This is a genomic window from Lentzea alba, from assembly GCF_011067745.1.
GTDB classification, from domain to species: domain Bacteria; phylum Actinomycetota; class Actinomycetes; order Mycobacteriales; family Pseudonocardiaceae; genus Lentzea; species Lentzea alba.
Window position 1 is genome coordinate 109,992 of record NZ_JAAMPJ010000014.1, and the last position, 20,409, is coordinate 130,400.

The 20,409-nt window shown below is 70.6% G+C and carries 24 protein-coding genes; 16 read left to right on the forward strand and 8 right to left on the reverse strand.

Annotated features, from left to right (window positions below; genetic code table 11):
* The first annotated feature begins 36 nt into the window (after positions 1-36).
* Positions 37-750, forward strand: a complete 714-nt coding sequence (locus tag G7043_RS38655; RefSeq protein ID WP_242643161.1) for a poly-gamma-glutamate hydrolase family protein — start codon at positions 37-39, stop codon at positions 748-750.
* A 60-nt stretch (positions 751-810) separates the two neighbouring features.
* Here G7043_RS38655 and G7043_RS38660 read toward each other — a convergent pair whose 3' ends face one another.
* Together G7043_RS38660 and G7043_RS38665 are read right to left on the reverse strand one after the other, a co-directional pair.
* Positions 811-1,659, reverse strand: coding sequence for a S66 peptidase family protein (locus tag G7043_RS38660; protein ID WP_166053666.1), 849 nt, complete (start codon positions 1,657-1,659; stop codon positions 811-813).
* Positions 1,656-3,548, reverse strand: coding sequence for a prolyl oligopeptidase family serine peptidase (locus G7043_RS38665; protein ID WP_166053667.1), 1,893 nt, complete (start codon positions 3,546-3,548; stop codon positions 1,656-1,658). Before G7043_RS38665 ends, G7043_RS38660 begins: the two co-directional genes overlap by 4 nt.
* A 78-nt stretch (positions 3,549-3,626) precedes the next feature.
* Here G7043_RS38665 and G7043_RS38670 point away from each other — a divergent pair, with 78 nt between their 5' ends.
* The 5 genes from G7043_RS38670 (at position 3,627) to G7043_RS38690 (ending at position 7,680) form a co-directional block, all read left to right on the forward strand.
* Positions 3,627-4,199, forward strand: coding sequence for a DUF3090 domain-containing protein (locus G7043_RS38670; RefSeq protein WP_166053668.1), 573 nt, complete (start codon positions 3,627-3,629; stop codon positions 4,197-4,199).
* 10 nt (positions 4,200-4,209) lie between these two features.
* Entirely contained in the window at positions 4,210-4,998 is a 789-nt protein-coding gene (locus G7043_RS38675; protein WP_166053669.1) for an SCO1664 family protein, read from the forward strand.
* Between the two features lie 86 nt (positions 4,999-5,084).
* Positions 5,085-6,119 carry a S66 family peptidase gene (locus tag G7043_RS38680; protein ID WP_166053670.1) on the forward strand — a complete coding sequence of 345 codons (1,035 nt, stop codon included), beginning with the start codon at positions 5,085-5,087 and terminating at the stop codon, positions 6,117-6,119.
* 37 nt (positions 6,120-6,156) lie between these two features.
* Positions 6,157-6,870, forward strand: a complete 714-nt coding sequence (locus tag G7043_RS38685) for an aminoglycoside phosphotransferase family protein (RefSeq protein WP_166053671.1) — start codon at positions 6,157-6,159, stop codon at positions 6,868-6,870.
* Between the two features lie 9 nt (positions 6,871-6,879).
* On the forward strand, positions 6,880-7,680 hold the full coding sequence (locus G7043_RS38690; protein ID WP_166053672.1) for a DUF3097 domain-containing protein: 801 nt from the start codon (positions 6,880-6,882) through the stop codon (positions 7,678-7,680).
* A 1-nt stretch (position 7,681) separates the two neighbouring features.
* Here G7043_RS38690 and G7043_RS38695 read toward each other — a convergent pair whose 3' ends face one another.
* Positions 7,682-8,206 carry a hypothetical protein gene (locus tag G7043_RS38695; protein ID WP_166053673.1) on the reverse strand — a complete coding sequence of 175 codons (525 nt, stop codon included), beginning with the start codon at positions 8,204-8,206 and terminating at the stop codon, positions 7,682-7,684.
* On the reverse strand, positions 8,155-9,435 hold the full coding sequence (locus G7043_RS38700) for an amidase domain-containing protein (RefSeq protein ID WP_166053674.1): 1,281 nt from the start codon (positions 9,433-9,435) through the stop codon (positions 8,155-8,157). The genes G7043_RS38695 and G7043_RS38700 overlap by 52 nt, the downstream gene beginning before the upstream one ends.
* 399 nt (positions 9,436-9,834) lie before the next feature.
* Between G7043_RS38700 and G7043_RS38705 the strand changes: the two genes are divergently transcribed.
* The 5 genes from G7043_RS38705 (at position 9,835) to G7043_RS38725 (ending at position 14,593) form a co-directional block, all read left to right on the forward strand.
* Positions 9,835-10,260: an NfeD family protein gene (locus G7043_RS38705; RefSeq protein ID WP_166053675.1), complete on the forward strand. Its 426-nt coding sequence runs from the start codon at positions 9,835-9,837 to the stop codon at positions 10,258-10,260.
* A 37-nt stretch (positions 10,261-10,297) separates the two neighbouring features.
* On the forward strand, positions 10,298-11,518 hold the full coding sequence (locus tag G7043_RS38710) for an SPFH domain-containing protein (RefSeq protein ID WP_207312305.1): 1,221 nt from the start codon (positions 10,298-10,300) through the stop codon (positions 11,516-11,518).
* A gap of 178 nt (positions 11,519-11,696) precedes the next feature.
* The gene (locus G7043_RS38715; RefSeq protein ID WP_086661643.1) at positions 11,697-12,119 is read left to right on the forward strand and encodes a YciI family protein; all 423 of its coding nucleotides are present in this window, start codon (positions 11,697-11,699) and stop codon (positions 12,117-12,119) included.
* 26 nt (positions 12,120-12,145) lie between these two features.
* Entirely contained in the window at positions 12,146-13,426 is a 1,281-nt protein-coding gene (locus G7043_RS38720) for an RNA polymerase sigma factor (protein WP_166053676.1), read from the forward strand.
* A gap of 84 nt (positions 13,427-13,510) precedes the next feature.
* The gene (locus G7043_RS38725; RefSeq protein ID WP_166053677.1) at positions 13,511-14,593 is read left to right on the forward strand and encodes a hypothetical protein; all 1,083 of its coding nucleotides are present in this window, start codon (positions 13,511-13,513) and stop codon (positions 14,591-14,593) included.
* 36 nt (positions 14,594-14,629) lie between these two features.
* On the opposite strand, the gene G7043_RS38730 is transcribed toward G7043_RS38725, so the two are convergent.
* Positions 14,630-16,054, reverse strand: a complete 1,425-nt coding sequence (locus G7043_RS38730) for an amidase (protein ID WP_166053678.1) — start codon at positions 16,052-16,054, stop codon at positions 14,630-14,632.
* 50 nt (positions 16,055-16,104) lie between these two features.
* On the opposite strand from G7043_RS38730, the gene G7043_RS38735 reads away from it, so the two are divergent.
* On the forward strand, positions 16,105-16,611 hold the full coding sequence (locus G7043_RS38735) for a hypothetical protein (protein WP_166053679.1): 507 nt from the start codon (positions 16,105-16,107) through the stop codon (positions 16,609-16,611).
* Between the two features lie 49 nt (positions 16,612-16,660).
* Here the strand turns inward: G7043_RS38735 and G7043_RS38740 are convergent, their stop codons facing one another.
* Positions 16,661-17,161 carry a CGNR zinc finger domain-containing protein gene (locus tag G7043_RS38740; RefSeq protein WP_166053680.1) on the reverse strand — a complete coding sequence of 167 codons (501 nt, stop codon included), beginning with the start codon at positions 17,159-17,161 and terminating at the stop codon, positions 16,661-16,663.
* A 26-nt stretch (positions 17,162-17,187) separates the two neighbouring features.
* On the opposite strand from G7043_RS38740, the gene G7043_RS38745 reads away from it, so the two are divergent.
* On the forward strand, positions 17,188-17,394 hold the full coding sequence (locus G7043_RS38745; RefSeq protein WP_166053681.1) for a hypothetical protein: 207 nt from the start codon (positions 17,188-17,190) through the stop codon (positions 17,392-17,394).
* Positions 17,381-17,995: a TetR/AcrR family transcriptional regulator gene (locus tag G7043_RS38750; protein ID WP_313888289.1), complete on the forward strand. Its 615-nt coding sequence runs from the start codon at positions 17,381-17,383 to the stop codon at positions 17,993-17,995. The genes G7043_RS38745 and G7043_RS38750 overlap by 14 nt, the downstream gene beginning before the upstream one ends.
* Here G7043_RS38750 and G7043_RS38755 read toward each other — a convergent pair.
* On the reverse strand, positions 17,949-18,626 hold the full coding sequence (locus G7043_RS38755) for a hypothetical protein (RefSeq protein WP_166053682.1): 678 nt from the start codon (positions 18,624-18,626) through the stop codon (positions 17,949-17,951). The genes G7043_RS38750 and G7043_RS38755 overlap by 47 nt on opposite strands.
* A gap of 47 nt (positions 18,627-18,673) precedes the next feature.
* The gene (locus G7043_RS38760; protein WP_166053683.1) at positions 18,674-19,372 is read right to left on the reverse strand and encodes an SDR family oxidoreductase; all 699 of its coding nucleotides are present in this window, start codon (positions 19,370-19,372) and stop codon (positions 18,674-18,676) included.
* A gap of 48 nt (positions 19,373-19,420) precedes the next feature.
* Here G7043_RS38760 and G7043_RS47815 point away from each other — a divergent pair, with 48 nt between their 5' ends.
* Positions 19,421-20,008, forward strand: a complete 588-nt coding sequence (locus G7043_RS47815; RefSeq protein ID WP_207312307.1) for a PadR family transcriptional regulator — start codon at positions 19,421-19,423, stop codon at positions 20,006-20,008.
* A complete protein-coding gene (locus G7043_RS47820; RefSeq protein WP_207312308.1) occupies positions 20,005-20,337 on the forward strand; it encodes a hypothetical protein in 333 nt (110 codons plus the stop codon). The genes G7043_RS47815 and G7043_RS47820 overlap by 4 nt, the downstream gene beginning before the upstream one ends.
* Positions 20,338-20,409 lie beyond the last annotated feature (72 nt).

The window sequence follows — 20,409 nt, forward strand, 5'->3', positions numbered from 1 at the left end:
GCCGACCGGGTGATGCCAGGTAGGCTTCCGCCCGCCATGAGATCCCAGCCTCAGTGGGCGGCGTTAGACGTCTACGCGTCCAACTCCGACCTCTACGCCGATCCCCGACTGGTGGAACGGGTGGACTACCGGCGCCGTTTCAAGCGGCACCGTCCCCGCACCCCGTCGGTCGTCCTCGCCCCGCACGGCGGCGGCATCGAGATCGGCACCTCGGAACTGTGCCTCGCGATCGCGGGCTACCACCCCGGAACCCGCGTGCCGATCGGCCAGACGCACGACTACTGGATGTTCGAGGGCCTGCGGTCGGTCGCGAACGACGAACTGCACGTCACATCGTCCAACTGCGACGACCGCGTGGCCCGCACCCTGGTGACCGGCGCCTCGCACGCCCTGGGCCTGCACGGCTGCACCAGCGCCGCGGCGGGCCTGGAAGACCACGACCGAGCCGTGCTCGTCGGCGGCCGCGACGCCCTGCTGCGCCTCGAACTGCTCACCCGTCTGCGCCGCGCCGGCTTCCACACCATCGACGCCGTCGACCACCCGATCCTCGGCGGCTACGACCGGGCCAACATCGCCAACCGCACCAAGTCCAAACAGGGCGGACAGCTCGAACTCACCACCCCGCTGCGCACCGCGATGTTCGCCGAGAACTCCCGCTCGGACCGCCGGCACACCACCACCGAGGTGTTCTGGGACTTCGTGCACGCCTGCCGTGCCGCCCTCACCGCCCGCGAGGCCATGAACAACTAGCCGAGGTAGAAGTCCCTGCGGGCGGCGGCGAACTCCTCGACCGTCAGCGGCCGCGGGAGGTCAGAGCACCGTCAACGTCCGCGCCTCGACGTCGAGCGCGGCCTCGACCCCCAGCGGCAGTGACCACTGGCCCGCGCAGTGTCCGAAGCCGAAGTCACCCAGGATCGGCACACCCAGCCCGGACAGGCGGTCGTGCAGCACCGACGACACGTCACCGCAGTCCGTCCACGACCCCAGCACGATCCCCGACACCGGCGCGAACCAGCCCGCCCGCAGCAACTGCGTCAGGATCCGGTCCAGCCGGTACGGCTCCTCACCGATGTCCTCCAGCAACGCGATCGCGCCCTCGATCGGCGGCGCCCACCTCGGCGCGCCCACCGACGCCGCGAGCAACGCCGCGTTCCCGCCCGTGAGCACCCCGCGGGCGGTACCCGGCACCACCGGCGTGCCGGCCGTCCACGTCGTCACCGACCCGAACAACATCTCGCGCAGCCGCGTCTGCGCCAGCGGGTCGTCGACGAAGTCCGCCGTGCCCGGCATCGGCCCGAACACCGTCGGCAGACCGGAGGCGTTCAGCTCGGCGTGCAGCACCGTCACGTCCGACGACCCCACGAACACCCGCGGCGGCAGGTCCTTCCACGGCACCAGGTCGGCCATCCGCAGACACCCGTACCCGCCGCGCACGCAGACCACCGCGGCCACGTCCGAGCACCACGCCGCCACGAACTCCGCGGCCCGCGCCTCGTCCGACCCCGCCAGGTACGGCAACGACCACGACCCCACCACAGGTGTGGTGACCTCCAGGCCCCACGACCGCAACACCTCGGCACCCGCGGCGACCCGGGAAGCGAGCGCCGGGCCGGCCGGTGACACCAGCGCGACCCTGTCACCGGCGGACAGCAGACTCACTCGGACAGTTCCAGCACCGGAACCCCCGGCGGGGTGAACCCGAACACCTGCCCGTAGAACGACAGCTCCGCCTCCAGCGCGATCTTGATCGTCTCGGCCTTGCGGAACCCGTGCTGCTCACCCTCGAACGTGAGGTACGCGTGCGGGATCCCCGACCCGGCCAGGTCCGCGGCGAACCGGTCCGCCTGCTCCGGCGGGCAGATCTCGTCCTCCAGGCCCTGCAGCAACAGCACCGGCCCCGACACCGACCGCGCCTTCGTCGACGGCGACCGGTCCCGATACCGGTCCGCCGCCTCCGGAAGCGTGCCGACCAGGCCCTCGACGTAGCGGGACTCGAAGTCGTGCGTCTCGCCGCCCTCCGACGTCCAGCCCGCCAGATCCAGGATCGGGAACGCCACCATCCCGCACCGGTACACATCCGTCGAGGTCAGCGACGCGGCCGAGGTCCAGCCACCCGCCGAACCACCCCGGATGCCCAGCCGCTGCGGATCCGCGGTGCCCTCCTTGGCGAGCTGCTGGGCGACGAACGCGCAGTCCTCCACGTCCACCACACCCCACTGCTCCCGCAGCCGCTCCCGGAACGCACGGCCGTAGCCGGTGGACCCGCCGTAGTTCACCGCCACCACGCCGATGCCGCGGCTGGTGAAGTACGCGATGTCGGTGTCGAGCTTCGGCAGCGCACGCCCGGTCGGACCGCCGTGCACGTGCACCACGTACGGCGGCAACTCACCCTCGGGCGCGGCGAAGTCCGGGTTGGACGGCGCGTAGACGTACGCGGGGATCTCGCCGAACATCCGCTCGACCGGCACCGGCAGATACGCGTCCTCCGGCGAGGACTCCCCGCCGGTCAGATAAGTCAGCTCACCGTTGGACAGGTCCAGGCGCACCACCGCGTACTCCGACGTCGGCCCCGCCGCGCCGCACACCACCACACCGTCGCGCACCGACAGGTCCGACGCCCACGTCGGCAGGTCGGTCTGCACGTCGGTCACCGTCGCACTGCGCTCGTCGAGCACCGCGAGGTGACCGCTGCGCACGACGAGGTAGCGGCCCGGCGACAGCGTCGCGAACCAGCGGTTGCCCAGCCGCCACATCGGGCCGCCCAGTTCCTCCTCGCACGGCGCGAGGTTCTTGCGCGAGGCGTCCAGGCCGACGCGGAAGAGGTTCCACCAGCCGTCCGGGTCGGTCAGCACCAGCAGGGAGTCGCCCTCCCACTCGAACTGGCACACCGCCTCGGTCGTCGACCCCGCCAGCACCCGATGCCCGGCACCCGCCGAATCGAGCTCGGCGACGCACAGCTCCGCGCCGTCCCACGGCATCTGCGGGTGGTTCCAGCCGATCCACGCGAACTTCGTGCCGTCCGGGCTGATCTTCGGGCCGGTCATGAAGTGGTGCGAGCCGCCCAGCACCCGCACCTCACCGGACGAGGTGATCGCCACCAGGTCGCGGCGCACGTCCGTGCGGGCGTCACCGGTGATCGTCTCCCGCACGCACCACACCTCGCCGTCCGGGCCCGCGGACAGGTCGGCGTACCGGATCCCGTGGTGCCGCTCCGGTTCCGGCGTCAGCGGCGTGGGCCGCGGGTCGTCGGGGTTGAACACGTACACGCGCTGGTCGGCCCAGTGCGTGAACGCCACCCGGTCCTCGGCCAGCACCACGAACGGCCGCCCGCCGTACTCGTGCACCCGGTTGCGGGCGTTCCACGGCGCGGGCAGCACGTCCACGCCGTCCCGCACCAACGCCACCCGGCCACCCTCGGCCGGACGGCTCTCCGCCCACCACACCCGCTCACCGGACAGGTCGGCCCACTGGAACCCACCACCCGGCTTCGCCGTGTCGCCGGCACCGATCGGCGAGGTCCACGTCCCGTACGAAGCGATCTTCACCACAACCCGACCCTATACGCGGAGTGTTTGGTGGGGGAGGACCTGCCGACGATCTCCGCGTGGCCTAGGGTCGTAGGGGCCATGGCTCGTGTCATCCACGTATTCCGCGCACCCGACCGGTTCGTCGCCGGAACCGTCGGGCAGCCCGGCGACCGCACCTTCTACCTGCAGGCCTCCGAGCAGAGCAGGCTGATCAGCGTCGCCCTGGAAAAGCAGCAGGTGCAGGTCCTCGCCGAGCGCATCGGCTCGTTGCTCGAGGAGGTGCACCGACGCTTCGGCGCCGACGTCCCCGACGACCCGCCGCCGGACGACGACAACCTCGACACCGAACCCCTCGACGTGCCCGTCGAGGAGGAGTTCCGCGTCGGCACCATGGGCCTCGGGTGGGACGCCGAGTCCAAAGCCGTCGTGATCGAACTCCTCGCGGTCTCCGAGGAGGAGGTCGACGAGGCCGTCGTGCTCGACGACACCGAGGAAGGCCCCGACGCCGTGCGGGTCTTCCTGTCGCCTACCGCCGCCCGCGCCTTCGCCGAACGAGCCGACCGCGTCGTCAACGCCGGCCGCAAACCGTGCCCACTGTGCGCCGAACCGCTCGACCCGGACGGCCACATCTGCCCCCGGCAGAACGGCTACCGCCGCACCGAAGAAGACTGAGAAGACTGACATGGACACCTCCGCGGCCCTGGAGTTGCTGAACAACGGCCGCATCGAGGTCGAAGGCCGCCTGGTCGATGCCTCCAACGCCACCTTGTTCTGCAAGATCTCGTTGGACGGCGTCGACGCCCAGTGCGTCTACAAACCCGTGCGCGGCGAACGCCCGCTGTGGGACTTCCCCGACGGCACCCTCGCGGGCCGCGAGGTGGCCACCTACCTGATCTCCGCCGCCGCCGGCCTCGACGTCGTGCCCCCCACCGTGCTGCGCCCCGGCCCGTTCGGCACCGGCATGGTCCAACTCTGGATCGACACCCGCGAGGAAGACGAACTCGTCGACATCATCGGCGTCGACGACGTCAAACCCGGCTGGATCCCCGTCTTCCACGCCCACGACCGCTTCGGCGACCCCGCCGTCCTGGTGCACGCCGACCACCCGCGCATCGCCCTGATGTCCGCCTTCGACGTCGTCGTCAACAACGCCGACCGCAAAGGCGGCCACGTCCTGCACGCCCTCGACGGCGCGGTCTACGGCGTCGACCACGGCATCTGCCTGCACACCGAACCCAAACTCCGCACCGTGCTGTGGGGCTGGGCCCGCGAACCCCTGCCCGCCGAAGTGCTGGAGTCGCTGCGCCGGCTGAGATCCGCGCTGGACGGTGAGCTGGGCGAGACGCTGCACGACCACCTCACCCGCGCCGAGGTCCGGGCCGTGGGGGAGCGCACCGACAAACTCCTCGCCGCCGGCGTCTACCCCGAACCGTCCGGCGACTGGCCCGCCATCCCCTGGCCCGCGTTCTGACCGTGCCGGGTCCACCGGCGTGGAGATCGTCACTTGCAACCCGAGGCCGCGACCTCGTCGCCTCGACGTCACTACGCTCGGCACCCATGTCGTTGATCAACCCGCCCAAGCCCCAGCCGGGTGACCGTGTCGCGATCGTGTCCCCGGCCGCGGGGCTGCCCGGCCTGTTCCCCCTGCCCTACGAACTGGGCCTCAACCGACTCAAGAACGACTTCGGCCTCGACCCCGTCGAGTACCCGGCCACCCGCAAGATGGGCTCGACCCCGCGGGAACGCGCCGACGACCTGCACGCCGCGTTCGCCGACCCCACGATCAAGGCCGTGATCGCGACCATCGGCGGCGACGACCAGATCACCGTGCTGCCGCACCTGGACGCCGAGCTGATCATCGCGAACCCCAAGCCGTTCTTCGGGCACAGCGACAACACCAACCTGCTGGTGTGGCTCGCCAACCGCGGCATCGTCGGCTTCTCCGGCGGCAGCGTCATGGTCCAGTTCGGCCGGCCCGGCGCCATGCACCCGGCCAGCGCCGACTCGCTGCGCGCCGCCCTGTTCACGCCCGGCGAGTACCAGTTGACCGAGAGCACCGCCTACGGCGACAAGGACAGCCCCTGGGAAGACCCCGCCACCTTCGACGTCGAACCCGTGCTCGAACCCAGCGGCGGCTGGATCTGGCACCAGCCGGACCGGGTCGTGCAGGGCCGGTCGTGGGGCGGCAACCTGGAGATCCTGTCCTGGCTGATGATGGCCGACCGGGAGATCAACTCTCCCGAGCACTACGACGGCCGTGTGCTGTTCTTCGAGACCTCCGAGGAGATGCCGTCCGCGACCGAGGTCTACCGGATCCTGCGCAACATGGGCGAACGCGGCCTGCTGCGGCGATTCCCCGCCGTGCTCGTCGGCCGCGCCAAGGCCTGGTTCTTCACCAACCAGCACACCGACCGCGCCACCCACACCGCCGAGCAGCGCGCCGCCGTGATCAAGGCCTTCAGCGAGTACGCGCCCGACACGATGATCGTGTTCGACGTCGACCTCGGCCACACCGACCCGCAGATCGTCATGCCCGTCGGCGGCACGGTGAAAGTCGACGGCCCCGGCCGCACGATCACCGTCACCTACTGATGCGACAACCCCGGGCCTACTCGCTAGCGTGAGTCAGGTGATCGACGAGGACGCCAGATCCCGGCTCATCCGACGTTTCGGCGACGACGTGACCGGGTGGATCGCCGCGCTGCCCGACCTCCTCGCCACCCTCACCGCCCGCTGGCACCTCACCATCGCCGAGCTCATGCCCGGCGGCACCGGCACCACGTTCCTGTGCACGGGTCCGGGCGGCCGCGCGGTCCTGAAGATCACCCCGGACCACGACATCGCCGCCCAGGAGGCCAGAGCGCTCACCGCGTGGGCCGGCACGCCCGCGATGGTCGACCTGCTCGACACCGACCTCGCCCGCGGCGCGCTACTGCTCGAAGCGATCACCCCCGGCACGCCCGCCACCGACCCCGCGCTCGTCGTCCCCCCACTGCACGACGCGAACCCCGCCGGCTTCCCGCCGCTCAAGGCCCGCGTCGACGTCCTGTTCGAAACCGTGCTCACCCGCCGCACCGGCACCTACTACGCCACCGAACACCACCGTGCCCGCAAACTCGCCGAGGACAACCTCACGCCGGTGCTGCTGCACGGCGACATGCACCCCGGCAACGTCCTGCAAGGCCCGCACGGACCGAAGGCCATCGACCCGCGCGCGTGCGTCGGCGACCCGGCGTTCGACTGGATGGACTTCGTGCACGACGGCCACGACCTGCACGGCGCGGACGTCGACCTCGACCGCGTCCACGAGTGGCTCACCGCCTTCAAACCGTTCTACGGCTAGGGTTCGCGCGTGCGTTCTCACGACTACGGCCGCGACATCCTCAACACCCCGAAGCGCAAGAAGGTCCCCGAGATCCCGGCCGAACCCGGCCTCGTCGTCGAGGACCCCGCCAGCGGCTTCTGCGGCGCCGTCGTGAAGTTCGAGTACGGCCAGGTCGTGCTGGAGGACCGGCACGGCCGCCACCGGCTGTTCCCGCTGCACCCCGCCGGCTTCCTCGTCGACGGCCGGCCCGTCACCCTCGTCAAACCCGCGCCACAGCCCCAGAAACCCCGCGTCAGCGCGTCCGGATCCGTGAAAGTCGAAGGCCTGCGGGCGAAAACCGCCAAGGCCAGCCGCATCTGGGTCGAGGGCAAGCACGACGCCGAGCTCGTCGAACGCGTCTGGGGCCACGACCTGCGCGTCGAAGGGATCGTCGTCGAACCGCTGGGCGGCGTCGACGAACTGCCCGGCCTCATCCGCGAGTTCGGCACGGCACCGCACCGCCGCCTCGGCGTCCTGGTCGACCACCTCGTCGCGGGCTCCAAGGAACAGCGCATCGTCGAGCAGATCCACGACGACAACGTGCTGGTCACCGGGCACCCGTACGTCGACATCTGGCAGGCCGTGAAACCGCGGGCGGTGAAGATCGAGGCCTGGCCCGTCGTGCCCCGCGACATCGGCTGGAAGGAAGGCGTCTGCGCACAGCTCGGCTGGGGCGAGACCTGGGAGGGCTGGCAGCGCGTGCTGGGCGCGGTGAGCAGCTACCGCGACATCGAGTCGGACCTGCTCGGCGCGGTCGAGCGGCTCATCGACTTCGTCACCGTCGACTGACTCACAGCTCCCGCAGCACGTCGTCGCCGGCCGGGGCGCTGCGCCCGTCGCGGCACAACCGTGCGAGCTCACCGTCGCGCTGCTCGAGCACCCCCGCCGGGACCGCGACGTGGAACACCGCGACGTCGCGGCCGTCCGCCGTGGCCGGGGCGTCGCCGGTCACGCCGCGCCGGCCGAACAGGATCACCGTCGTGCCGTCCGGCAGCTCCGGCGTGCCGGGCTCGTTCCACAACGCGAACTCCGCGGGCGGCGCCTGCCCGGACAACGTCTCGTCCGTGCGCAGCAGCAGCCCCACACCGGACGTCGGCCCCTGCACCAGCCGCGGATGGCCCGTCACCGTCACCCGCGCGACGAACAACGACTTGGCCGCGTCCGACCGCACGACCTCCTCCGTCGGTGACAGGCAGTCGGCGGGCGGAGACTGGCCGCAGCCCGCCCCCGCCACACACACCGACAACGCCACCAGCGCGGGGATCAGGTACGGGCCGCCCAGAACGGGCCGTCCTCCGAACCGATCAGCTCCCACAGCGCCTTGTCCCTCCGATCCTCCGTGTGATAGCTCAGCAACGGCCAGCCGTCACTGCCCCGCCCGGTCACCATGGCGGTGTGATCCGGAATGTTCGGCGGGTCGCCATAGCCGTTGAAATCCATCTGGAAAACGTCGGACAACAGCAGATCGTCCAGATACTGCAGGAACGTGACCCGACCGCCGTAGTTGTACTCGTAGATGCTCCAGTTCCGCGCACCGCCCCACGTGTAGGTCTTGCGGGGTGAGCAGTCGTTGCAGCGGTAATACCAGACGTCGTAATCGTCGTAGTTGAAGACGGCGTCGATCAAGGCCTCGCTGCCGCGCTCCTCGTAGCGGCCGTTCCACAGCACCCAGGAAATGAACGTCGTGCAGTCGTTCGTGTCCCGGACGTAGGGAACGTCGTTGTCCTCGGCGTAGTACCAGGCCATGTCGACCATGTACTGGTAGTTGTACGGACGCCCCTCACCGCCCTGCGCCCCGACCTGCTCGGTCGCGACACCGGCGAACGGCCGGGTGGCGGGCCTGCCCAGCCCGCTGGGCTCCGGGGTCTGCTTGCCCTGCCCCGGCTGCCGCGCGTCCGGCGTCGTGACCTGCTTGTTCGCCATCTTCGCGGCGTCGGCCGCCTTCAGCGCGGGCAGGTTCGCCTGGATGCCGTCGCGCACGGCGGAGACCCGCTCGCGGATCTTGGCCCGGCGCTGGTCGTCCGGTACCGCGAGCGCGGCCCGCATCCGGCCCTCGGAGAACTCGCTCGCGGCGTCGAGCGCGACGATGTCGGAGATCGCCCACGACCCGCCCAGCCACTGGTAGCTGACGCGGTGCCGCGACGTGCCCGTCGTGGCACCGTCCCTGGCGCCGTCGACGGGATGACCGCTGCGTTCCACCAGCACGGCGGTGCGGCTGGTGCCGCCGCCTTCGACCGATTCGACCTTCACCTCGGTCGTCACGGTGCTGACCCGGGCGCCGGCCGCGTCCCGCGCGACCGCTCGGTCCTGGCTCAGCGCCAGCCGGGCCGCGGCCTTGTCCACTGCCGCGCCGGTCAGCGCCGGGCGGATCCCCGCGGTGGCCCTGGCCCGGTCGGAGTCGGCCAGCACCGCCGCGTTCTCGACCAGCAGCAGGTCGCGGGCAAGTGAAGCGAGGTGCTCGGGAGAAGGATTGTCCGGAACGGCCTGGGCCGTTCCGGACACGGACACCGCCACGAGGCTCGCGACGGCCAACAAGAGACTCACTCGTCTTGTTCTGCTCGTACTACTCGACACAATTCCCCCATAAATGGAATCGGCAGTGACGAGCCCGCAGAGGCACTGGTGTTGTGCGTGAATGTGGTAGCCCGCCCCCACGGACCGCAGACGACCGTAGCGAAATACGCAGAAAAGGGTCAATGCGGGAAAAACGGCGCCGAAAGCCTCCGAAAAGGACGGCCCATCGGACGTGCCACCGGCAGCGGACGATGATCACGCCGGCCTGGGCGGCGGCCGCACCGGCACCGGACGCCGCCGGTCCCGCGCCCCCAGGTGAAGAGCTGACGCGGCGTCGACACCGCCGATTGATCGATTTCGGTCACGGTCCGGGTCCCAGCACGGTGAATCTTGGAGCCGGGTGGTCCCCGTTGGTGTATGTATGGGCGCATGGCCGCGCTGATCTGGCTGATCGTCGGGATACTGCTCGTCGTCGCCGAGGTTCTCTCCGGTGACTTCGTGCTGGTCATGCTCGGCGCCGCGGCGCTGGCAGCGGCGGGCGTGTCCGCACTGGGGGCCCACGACCTGGTGAGCGTGCTCGTCTTCGCGGTGTCGTCGGTCGGCCTGATCGTCGGGGCCCGGCCGTTCGTGAAGAAGCGGCTGCAGCTCGGGATGGGCGTCAAGATGCACCACGAGGCGCTGCTGGGTGCCAGGGCCGTCGCGGCGTCCCAGGTGGACGAGCACGGCGGGCAGGTGAAGATCGGTGGCGACACCTGGAGCGCCCGCACCCTCGACGGGTCCGTGATCGAGCAGGGCGAAGCCGTCACCGTTGTCGAGATCTCGGGGGCGACGGCCGTGGTCATCGCGGCCGTCTGACCCAGAAGTGTGTGACCTGAGAAGGATGTGAGCCGAGTTGGACCCGATCACCGCAGTGGTCGTGGCCGTCATCGCGATCTTCGTGCTGACCATCGCCGTCAAGTCGGTGCTGGTCATCCCGCAGGCGCAGGCCGCCGTCATCGAACGCCTCGGCCGCTACCGCAACACCGCGGCGCCCGGCCTGAACATCATCGTGCCGTTCATCGACAAGGTGCGGGCCCGCATCGACCTGCGCGAGCAGGTCGTGTCGTTCCCGCCGCAGCCGGTGATCACCCAGGACAACCTGACGGTCTCCATCGACACGGTCGTCTACTTCCAGGTCACCGAGCCGCGCAGCGCGGTCTACGAGATCTCCAACTACATCGTCGGTGTCGAGCAGCTCACGATCACGACGCTGCGCAACCTCGTCGGTGGCATGAGCCTGGAGGAGACCCTCACCTCGCGCGACCACATCAACGGTCAGCTGCGCGGTGTGCTGGACGAGGCGACCGGCCGCTGGGGCCTGCGCGTCGCCCGCGTCGAGCTGAAGTCCATCGACCCGCCACCGTCCATTCAGGACTCGATGGAGAAGCAGATGCGCGCCGACCGCGAGAAGCGCGCCATGATCCTCACCGCGGAGGGCCAGCGGGAGTCGTCGATCAAGACCGCCGAGGGTCAGAAGCAGTCGCAGATCCTCGCCGCCGAGGGCGCCAAGCAGGCCGCGATCCTCACCGCCGAGGCCGAGCGGCAGTCGCAGATCCTGCGCGCGCAGGGTGAACGCGCCGCCCGCTACCTGCAGGCACAGGGTCAGGCCAAGGCCATCGAGAAGGTCTTCGCCGCGATCAAGGACGGCCGCCCTACGCCGGAGGTGCTGGCGTACCAGTACCTGCAGACGCTGCCGCAGATGGCGCAGGGCGACGCGAACAAGGTCTGGATGATCCCGTCCGACTACGGCAAGGCCCTCGAAGGGTTCGCCCGCATGCTCGGCGCGCCCGGCGATGACGGCGTGTTCCGCTACGAGCCGCCGGCCGACACCGGCGAGCGGCCCAAACCGGAAGAGGACGACCCGGCGGTCGCCGACTGGTTCGACACCGCCCCGGACCCGAAGGTCGCCGCCGCCGTCGCCGCCGCGGAGGCCGTGGCGCGCAAGGAGGTGCCCAGCCCGCTGAGCACCACGCCGCGTCCGGTGAGCGCCGCCGCGCCGGTGCCGGAACTGACTGTGTCTGATTTTGAGGGAGAACAGCCGAGGTCGCTGCACCAGCCCGACGAACAGGTCTGAGCAACGCCCCGAGCGGCCCATCCCGGACACCGGGGTGGGCCGCTCGGTCGTGTGAGCAGCGCAAACAGAAAGTTCGAGAAATTCTGGGGCGCGTGTCGATCGAACAGCGCGCCCGTTCGACCTTGGCGTGAAAGGGTCCACAACGGACCCGCACGATCCCACTGGGGAGTGAGCACACATGAAGTTCATGCTGATCTGGCGCGTGACCTCGGACGAGGCCTGGGGCAACCTCGGCGAGATCGACTTCGACCAGATGCTGGAGACCGTCGGCCGGTTCAACGAGGAGCTGATCGAGGCCGGCGTGCTGATCGCCGCCGAGGGCCTCGCCCCCGCCGAGGAGGGCGTGGTCGTCGACTTCTCCAGCGAACCGCCGGTCGTCACCGACGGCCCGTACGGCGAGACCAAGGAGCTGTTCAACGGCTTCTACCTGATCAACGTCCCCACCATCCAGGACGCGATCGAGTGGGCCAAGCGCACGCCGATGACCGCCGCCGGGTTCAAGACCGAGATCCGCCGTGTGCCGACGATCGACGAGTTCCCGCAGGACAACGAGTGGATCAAGAAGGAACGGGCCTGGCGCGAGTCCACCGGCCAGCTCTGACCGGCCGTTTGGTTTGATCTGGACCCATGAGCAGCGACCCCACGGGACGCAAGGCCGTAGCAGCGGTGTGGCGCATCGACTCCGCGAGGATCATCGGTGCGCTGACCCGCTACACCGGTGACTTCGCGCTGGCCGAGGACCTCGCCCAGGAAGCCCTCGCCGAGGCCCTGGTGACGTGGCCGCGCGAGGGCGTGCCGGCCAACCCTGCCGGGTGGTTGCTCACGGTCGGCCGGCGCCGCGCGATCGACGCGTTCCGCCGCCGCAGCACCCGTGACGAGAAGTACGCCGCCCTGGCCCACCGCCTCAGCGAGGGCGGCGCTCTCACCGGCGCCACCGAACCCGGGCCCGCGCCCGACGACGTGCTGTGGGATCCGGACCAGATCGACGACGACACCCTCGCGCTGATCTTCACCTCCTGCCACCCGGTGCTCTCGCGCGAGGCCGCAGTGGCGTTGACGCTGCGCGTGATCGGCGGTCTGACCAGCGACGAGATCGCGCGGGCGTTTCTGGTGCCGACCGCGACCGTGCAGGCCCGCATCACCAGGGCCAAGAAGACCCTCGGTGCCGCGAACGTGCCGTTCGAAGTGCCACCGGTCGCGCAGCGGCCCGCACGGCTGGCCCAGGTGCTCAGCTGCATCTACCTGATCTTCACGGAGGGCTCGTCGGCGAGCTCCGGTGACGAGGTGATGCGCCTGGACCTGGCAGGGGAGGCGCAGCGGCTGGCCCGGATCCTGTCGCGGCTGATGCCCGAGGAGCACGAGGCCCACAGCCTGCTCGCCCTGCTCGAACTCACCGCCGCGCGCTTTCCCGCCCGCCGCGGTCCCGACGGCGAGACGATCCTGCTGGAGGACCAGGACCGGCGCCGCTGGGACCGTTCGGCCATCGCCCGCGGCCGGGCGGCGCTCGCGAAGGCCGCCGACATCGGCCGCGGCTTCGGCTACTACGGGTTGCAGGCCGCCATCGCCGAATGCCACGCGCTGGCCCCGTCGGTCGAGGAGACCAACTGGGACCGGATCGTCGTGCTGTACGAGGCGCTGGGCCGGCTCGCCCCGTCGCCGGTCGTCGAGCTCAACCGCGCGGTCGCCGTGTCCATGGCCCGGGGTCCCGCCGCCGCGCTGCCGATCGTGGACGACCTCGCGGGCAGTGACGCGTTCAAGGAGTCGCACCAACTACCCGGAGTACGCGGCGAGCTACTGCGGCGGCTCGGCCGGGTGGACGAGGCGCGTACCGCCTTGGAGCAGGCAATACGGCTGTGCGGCAACGAACGCGAGCGTGAGGTGCTGTCCCGCAAACTGGCGAACTTGTAGGCGTCTGACCACGTGGGGTGAACCTTAAATCCGTTAGGGCGACATCTGTGGCACTCGACCGGGTGACGCGGGAATGATGTTGTGATGGACTCGCTGCCCGCCACCGTGGCCTCCGCGCTCGTCGAGGCCGACAGTGCCGGCAGCGAGACGGACTGGCCGGCCCGATGGCAGGTGCTGACCGCCGTGTCGGTCGAGCTGCAGTCACTCCTGGTCACCGATCCCGGCCCGGACCTGGTCGCGTTGATCGAACAGATCGTCACCCAGCTGGCCGACGGAGTGGCCGGCAGCCGAAGACACCGGGTCGAACTGGCCGAGCTGGCCCACCGCGTGCTGAGCACCCACGCCCGCGCGTGCGCCGAGACCGCCCCCGACCCGGTGCGCCTGGCGGACTGGCTGCTCGACCTGCAGCTGCAGCACCCCGACGCCCCCGACGTCAGCCTCGCCGCCTACGCCGACGCGCTCGACGACGAGGGCCTCGCGCACTACCGCGAACGCGCGGTGACGTTGTTCGAACCGCTGCCGGTGATCGGGTTCGGCGAGACCGGCCGCTACGACCGCGCCCGCTGGGCGTTGCTGCGGGTCATGGAGGAGCTCGCCGAGTACAGCGAGGACGTCGACCTGCAACTGCTGGTGCTGTCGAAGGACCTGTCGTCGGGCTGGCACTACCTGCAGGTCGCGACCGTGCTGCGGGACAACGGCCGTTCCGAGGAGGCGCTGGACTGGGTGGAACGCGGCTTGCGTGCCGTCGGTGGCCGGGGCGCGGCGCTGCGGTTGATCGACCTGGCCGTCGAGGAACACCTGCGGCGGGGCAGCCCGCAGCGGGCGGTGGAGGTGTGCCGGGAGGCGTTCTTCGCCCGGCCGAACCTCGACGTCTACCTCAAGATCCGCGCGCTGGTCGTGCACACCGACGACTGGCCGCCGTTGCGCGCCGAGCTGGTGAACCACCTCGTGCAGGACGGCACCCGGCTCGCGATCGAGGTCTACCGGCGCATCGTCGAGGTCGAGCTCGCCCGGCGCGGCGTCGAGGAGCAGGAACTCGTCGTCGAATGGCTGCACCAACTACGCGGCCTGCAGCCCGACGCGTTCGCGGACTACCTGGAGCACATCAAGTCGCGCCACGTCGCCGACCGGCAACTGCTCGACGAGTTGTCCAAACGCGGACTCTGACCAATACCACTTCGGATAGTCCGTACTCGTACTATCCTATTTCGCATGACCCAGGCCTGCCGGCGTGCGGTCCGCCCACGGCCGAGCGCGCTCGAGCTGGGCGGACACCGACAGCAGCGTGCACTCGTCGTGCTGGCGGCCGACGAGCTGCACCGCGAGCGGCAGGCCGGACGACGTGCGGCCGGCGGGCACCGAGGCGGCGGGGTTGCCGACGATGTTCCACAGCGGCAGGAACGTCGTGTAGTGCGAGGCCGCGAGCAGCGCGGTGACGACGTTGCGGTGGTCCCACTCGCCGACCCGGATCGGCGGGCGGGTCAGCGCCGGGGTCAGCAGCACGTCGACCGAGGTGAACACCCGGTTCGCGTACGCGGTGAGGGTGGCGTCGTCCTTCATCGCCCAGCGGCGGGTGGCGCGCGGGAGACGGCGGCCCAGGTCACCGACCGCGCGGGTGCGGGGCTCGACCAGGTCCGGGAACTCCATGCCGGTGCGCGCGAGGTAGGCGTTGTAGAGGTAGCGGGCGGCGAACTGCGTGGAGGCGGTGAGATCGCGCATCGGCGGGTCGAGGCGCATCACGTCGTGACCGAGGTCGGTGAGCAGCGCGGCGGTGTCCTGCACGGCGTCGCGGACCTCGTCGGCGATCGGGATGCCCGGACCCCACGGCCGCAGCGACACCCCGATCCGCAGCCGTCCGGGATCGGTCCGCGCGGCCTGCGTGAAGCTCGTGCGCGGCGGATGCGCGACGTGCGCGTCACCGGGGACGGCGCCGTGGATCTGGTCGGCGACCAACGCCCAGTCCAGCACGGTGCGGGTGATCGGGCCCGCCACCACCAAGCCGCCCCACGCCTCACGTTCGGGAGAGAGCGACACGCGGCCGCGCTGGGGCTTGAGCCCGAACAGCCCCGTGACCGCCGACGGGATCCGGATCGACCCGGCGCCGTCGGTGCCGATCGCGGCCGCCGCCAGCCCCGCGGCCACCGCCGCGGCCGAACCGCCGCTGGAACCGCCGGGGGAGTGCGCCAGCGACCACGGGTTGCGCGTCGGACCCGCCCAGCCGCTCTCGGTGTAGGGCCACAGCCCCAGCTCGGGCATCCGGGTCCGGCCGATGATCACCGCCCCGGCCGCGCGCAGGCGCGCCACGATCGCGGAGTCGGCGGGTTCGGGCGTGCGGGCGGCGTTCGTGCCCTTGGTCGTGGGCAGGCCCTCGATCGCGATGTCCTCCTTGACCGCGATCGGCACCCCCGGCAACGGCAGGTCCTCACCGGCGGCCCGGCGCGCGTCCGCCTGCTCGGCCTCCGCCAGGGCTTTCTCGGCGAAGACCAGCCGGAACGCGTTGAGCTGCGGATCGACGCGCTCGATGCGGCGCAGGTGCTCGGCGACGAGGTCGCGCGCGGTCACCTCGCCGGACCGCACGGCGTGGGCCTGCCTTGCCACCCCGGCGAAACACAGCTCCGTCAGCTCCATGAACCGACCCTAAGCGCCGACAGGTGATCTACGGAATGGGAGTACCACGCATGAGAGTCCTCGCGACGGCCACCGCCGCCCTGCTCGCCCTGAGCACACTGGTGACACCGGCCCACGCCGCCGCCACGCCGATGTATCGCTACGAGATCATCAACCGCGCCAACAGCTGGCTCACAGCGAACAACGGCACCCGCGTGCCCTACGACCAGAACCGCACCTGGACCGACGGCTACCGCCAGGACTGCTCCGGCTACGCCTCCATGGCCGCGAAGCTCGACAAACCGGGCCCCAACACCGTCGAGCTCAACACCGCGACCTGGACGAGCCCGATCTCGATGTCCGAGCTCAAGCGCGGCGACCTCGTCATCGACGCGATCGGCGACGGCAACAACCGCCACGCCGTGATCTTCGACCGGTGGACCGACACCAGCAAGACCCGCTACTTCGCCTATGAGCAGCGCGGCGACTGGGGCACCGACTACCGCTCCCGCACCTACGGCCTGGAGCCCTACTCCGACTACAAGGCCCGCAGGCTCAACAACGTCATCGACAAGTGAGACAGGTGTGCCCACCGGCCGGCACCGCCGGTGGGCACCGCGTGCTGGTTCACGCCGGCTGGCGGCTGCGGTGGTTCGCGACCGCGACCCGGTTCGCGCACTTGGCGGCGCAGAACCTGCGGCGTCCGTTGCGGCTGGTGTCGACGAAGACGGTGTCGCAGCCGTCGCGGTCGCACGCGCCGATGCGCCCCGCGTCCTCGCAGAACAACGCCGCCATGCCCGCCGCCGTGTAGGCCTTCACGCGCACGTCGGTCGGTGCGTCCTCACGCGCGTAGTGCAGGTGCGGCGCGCGTCCGTCGTGCGTGGAGATGTAGTGCGTCGTTGACGACTCGGCCAGCAACTCGTTGAGCAGCTCGACCGTCGGCTGGTGGAAGACCTGGCGCAGGCGCTCGATCCAGTCTCGTACGTCACGTTCCTGGCGGGCGTCGAGCGAGCCGAGGGGCCGGTAGTCGGACGCTTTGAGCACGTCGAGCAGGTTCGCGCCGGTCTCGGCGTTGACCAGCGTCGCGGCGAGTTCCGCGGCCGCCCCGCCGTAAGGGTTGAAATGCACTAGACCATGACAGCACGCTGGTGAGCATGATCGCCACCTGCCCCGCCTGCCACTGGCCCTGCTCCTCCTCCGTCTCCTCGCACGGTGCGGTGTCCTACGTCCGCTGCGTGTGCGGCCTGTTCCTCGTCGTGGAGCGAGGAGTCATCACCGCGACCGCCGGGACCAGCACGTTCGCCCCGATTCACCACGGCTGTGGTGATCTTGCTAGTGTCCCGGACCGTGAGCCGTCGTGATCTTCTGTGCGACACCGCGATCCAGATCCTCGCGGTGGAAGGCGGCCGGGGCCTGACCCACCGCGCGATCGACCGCGAGGCCGGCGTCCCCATCGGCACCACCAAGAACTACTTCCCGACCCGCGAGGCGATCCTCACGGCCGCCGCGGCCCGGATGACCGCCCTGCACCGCGCCGCCGTCGACCGCCTGCGCGAGACCACCCCGGCCGACGTCAGCGCCTCCGACGTCGCCGAGCTGTACCCGGCCCTGCTGCGCCGCGCGGTGGCCGACGACCCGACCCAGATGCTCGCGATGGTCGAGCTGTACCTGGAGGCCGTCCGCCGCCCCGGTGTGCGCGAGGCGTTGTCCGGCATGGTGCTGGCCAACGCCGAGGCGGCCGCGACCCTGCAGCAGGCGGCGGGCCTGCCCTCGACGGTCCGCGACACCGGTCTGCTGGACGCCTACTTCCTGGGCGTGGCGATCTCGCTGCTGGCCCTGCCGACCGAGACGCTGCGCACGGTCGGGCTCGACGACCCCTACGCGCTCGGGATCGGCGTATTTTCGGCGACCGCGCCTAACGCCGGCCGGTCACCAGGACAGAGATCAGCAGAATCAAGCTGATCACCGCCGGCACCACGCAGGCGACGGCGAGCATCGCCAGCCCGAACTGGTCACCGCCGTCGGCCGTGTGCGGAACGGTGAAGAACGCCCAGGTCGCGACCCCGCCGCCGACGAGCGTGATGCCGCCCAGGATCGCGACCGCGCGTGCCTTGTAGGCCTTGCGCACCGGTTCGCGGGCCGCGGCGGCGCAGTGCCTGCCCAGCGCGCCGACGATCACCCTGCTGTCCTGCGTGAGCCCGCTGAAGTGCAGCAACTGGCCGTCGTCGAACCGGATCGCGCAGTCGAGGTCCGAGCCGGTGTAGGAGTGCTCGCCGCGCTCGGCGACGTCGATCGCCCGCACCTGCTCCCACGTCCAGCTGCGCCGGGTGCCGCCCAGCACGTGCGCGATACCGCCGTCGTAGAGCTCGATCACCTCGGGCACACGGGCCTTGCGCAGCAGCACCGCCGACGCGGGGGCGGCGAGCAGCAGGGGGAACGCGGCGAAGATCAGCGCGTACTGCGCGCCGCCGAGGTCGATCACGAACATCAGCACCAGCAGCAGCGCGCTGACCAGAGCCACGATCAGCAACACGCGGCCCAGCACGCGTCTTCGGTCGGTGGCGACGGGGTGAGAGCTCAGCAGTTGACCCATCCGATCAACCTACCCAGCGGGTCTGACAATCCCGGCGACCTTCAGCGTCAGGTCCCGCCGGTCACCCGCAGGATCGCGCCCGTCGTGTAGGACGCCTCGTCCGACAGCAGCCACGCGATGGCGTTCGCGATCTCCTCGGCCTCACCCGGCCGGCCCATCGGCACGCGCCCGGCCACCCGGTCCGGGCGATCCGGCTGCCCCGACAGCTGGTGGATGTCGGTGCGGATGGTGCCGGGCTGCACGCAGTTCACCCGGATCCCGCGCGGCGCGAGCTCCTTGGACAACCCGATGGTCATCGCGTCCACGGCCGCTTTGGTCGCGGCGTAGTGGACGTACTCACCAGGGCTGCCCAGCGTGGCGGCGCCGGAGGAGATGTTCACGATCGAGCCGCGGCTCATCCGCCGCGACGCCTCGCGGGCCACGAAGAACGCGCCGACCACGTTGACGTCCACGACCCGGCGCAGGTCCTCGGTGCGCAGGTCGGCCAGCGGGCCCGAGGGGGAGGTGATGCCGGCGTTGTTGACCACGCTGGTGACGTCGTCGCCGGCGGCGTCGAACAGGCGCGCCACGTCGTGTTCGTCGCTGGTGTCCGCCTGCACGGCCACGACGCCGAGCTCCTTCTCCAGCAGGCGGGCCTCGTCGGCGGCCTGGCGGTAGCTGATCACGACCCGGTGGCCGTCGCGCACCAGTCGGCGTGCGGTCGCGGCCCCGATACCCCGGCTTCCCCCGGTGATCACCGTTGTCATGACACCCACCCTACCCATATATTCGGTGCCGAGTATTTGGGAGCGGATATGTCGTTCAAGCGCACGAACCCCCTGGCTCTCGCGGTGCTGGCGTTGCTGTCGGAGCGGCCCATGCACCCCTACGAGATGGCGCAGACCATGCGGGAACGCCACCAGGAGGAGGTGATCAAGCTCAACTACGGCTCGCTGTACACCGTCGTGGAGTCGCTGCGCAGCCACGAGCTGATCACCGCGAGCGCCACGCGGAAGGCGGGCAACCGGCCCGAGCGCACCGTGTACGCCATCACCGAGGCGGGCACGCGGGAGCTGCACGACTGGTTGCGCGAGCTGATCGCGGTGCCGGCCAAGGAGTACCCGCGGTTCGAGGCCGGAATCTCCCTGGTCGGGCTGCTGCCCCCGGACGACGCGCTGACCGTCGTCGAGCAGCGTGAGCGGGCCGTGGGCGAGCAGCTCGCCGCGCTCGCGGTGCTGCTGGAACGGCTCGCGGGCATGGGCCTGCCGCAGCTCGCGTGGATCGAGCTCGACTACCGGATGGCCATGCTGCGCGCCGAACGCGCCTGGCTCACCTGGTTCGCCACCGCCATCCGCGACGGCACCGTCGGCGGACACGAGCACTGGGAGGGACAACACCGATGAAACGACTGCTGTTCGAGGTGCGGGGCGTGGTGCGGGCACCGTTGGAACAGGTGCGCGAGCGCATGTTCGCCGACGCGGGGGAGTCCGGACCGCACCGGCTGGTCGACCGCGAACAGGGCCTGATCGCCTACTGGGGCGACTGGTGGTACCGCGGGGAGGATTCGCTGCATCCGCATGCCGAGGGCGCCTTGGTGGTACACCGCGTCTACAACATCGCAAAGCAAGGCAACTGGGCTCCCTACCTGGCGAACAAGCTGTTCCTCGGCTACCGCTCCCGGCTCGAGGCCTCGATGAGGCAACGGGTCGCGCACCTCGAAGGTCGCCACTGACCGACGAGAAACCGGCCGGTGACCGACGACAGGTAAGGGTGACCTTATTCCTCACCCGAACGGCTGTATAGA

Bases quoted from the DNA above. Each gene is read 5' to 3' on its own strand.
- G7043_RS38655 (WP_242643161.1), top strand. From the start codon at position 37: ATGAGATCCCAGCCTCAGTGGGCGGCGTTAGACGTCTACGCGTCCAAC.
- G7043_RS38670 (WP_166053668.1), top strand. From the start codon at position 3,627: ATGGCTCGTGTCATCCACGTATTCCGCGCACCCGACCGGTTCGTCGCC.
- G7043_RS38675 (WP_166053669.1), top strand. From the start codon at position 4,210: ATGGACACCTCCGCGGCCCTGGAGTTGCTGAACAACGGCCGCATCGAG.
- G7043_RS38680 (WP_166053670.1), top strand. From the start codon at position 5,085: ATGTCGTTGATCAACCCGCCCAAGCCCCAGCCGGGTGACCGTGTCGCG.
- G7043_RS38705 (WP_166053675.1), top strand. From the start codon at position 9,835: ATGGCCGCGCTGATCTGGCTGATCGTCGGGATACTGCTCGTCGTCGCC.
- G7043_RS38715 (WP_086661643.1), top strand. From the start codon at position 11,697: ATGAAGTTCATGCTGATCTGGCGCGTGACCTCGGACGAGGCCTGGGGC.
- G7043_RS38720 (WP_166053676.1), top strand. From the start codon at position 12,146: ATGAGCAGCGACCCCACGGGACGCAAGGCCGTAGCAGCGGTGTGGCGC.
- G7043_RS38725 (WP_166053677.1), top strand. From the start codon at position 13,511: ATGGACTCGCTGCCCGCCACCGTGGCCTCCGCGCTCGTCGAGGCCGAC.
- G7043_RS38730 (WP_166053678.1), bottom strand. From the start codon at position 16,054: ATGGAGCTGACGGAGCTGTGTTTCGCCGGGGTGGCAAGGCAGGCCCAC.
- G7043_RS38735 (WP_166053679.1), top strand. From the start codon at position 16,105: ATGAGAGTCCTCGCGACGGCCACCGCCGCCCTGCTCGCCCTGAGCACA.
- G7043_RS38745 (WP_166053681.1), top strand. From the start codon at position 17,188: ATGATCGCCACCTGCCCCGCCTGCCACTGGCCCTGCTCCTCCTCCGTC.
- G7043_RS38755 (WP_166053682.1), bottom strand. From the start codon at position 18,626: ATGGGTCAACTGCTGAGCTCTCACCCCGTCGCCACCGACCGAAGACGC.
- G7043_RS38760 (WP_166053683.1), bottom strand. From the start codon at position 19,372: ATGACAACGGTGATCACCGGGGGAAGCCGGGGTATCGGGGCCGCGACC.
- G7043_RS47815 (WP_207312307.1), top strand. From the start codon at position 19,421: ATGTCGTTCAAGCGCACGAACCCCCTGGCTCTCGCGGTGCTGGCGTTG.
- G7043_RS47820 (WP_207312308.1), top strand. From the start codon at position 20,005: ATGAAACGACTGCTGTTCGAGGTGCGGGGCGTGGTGCGGGCACCGTTG.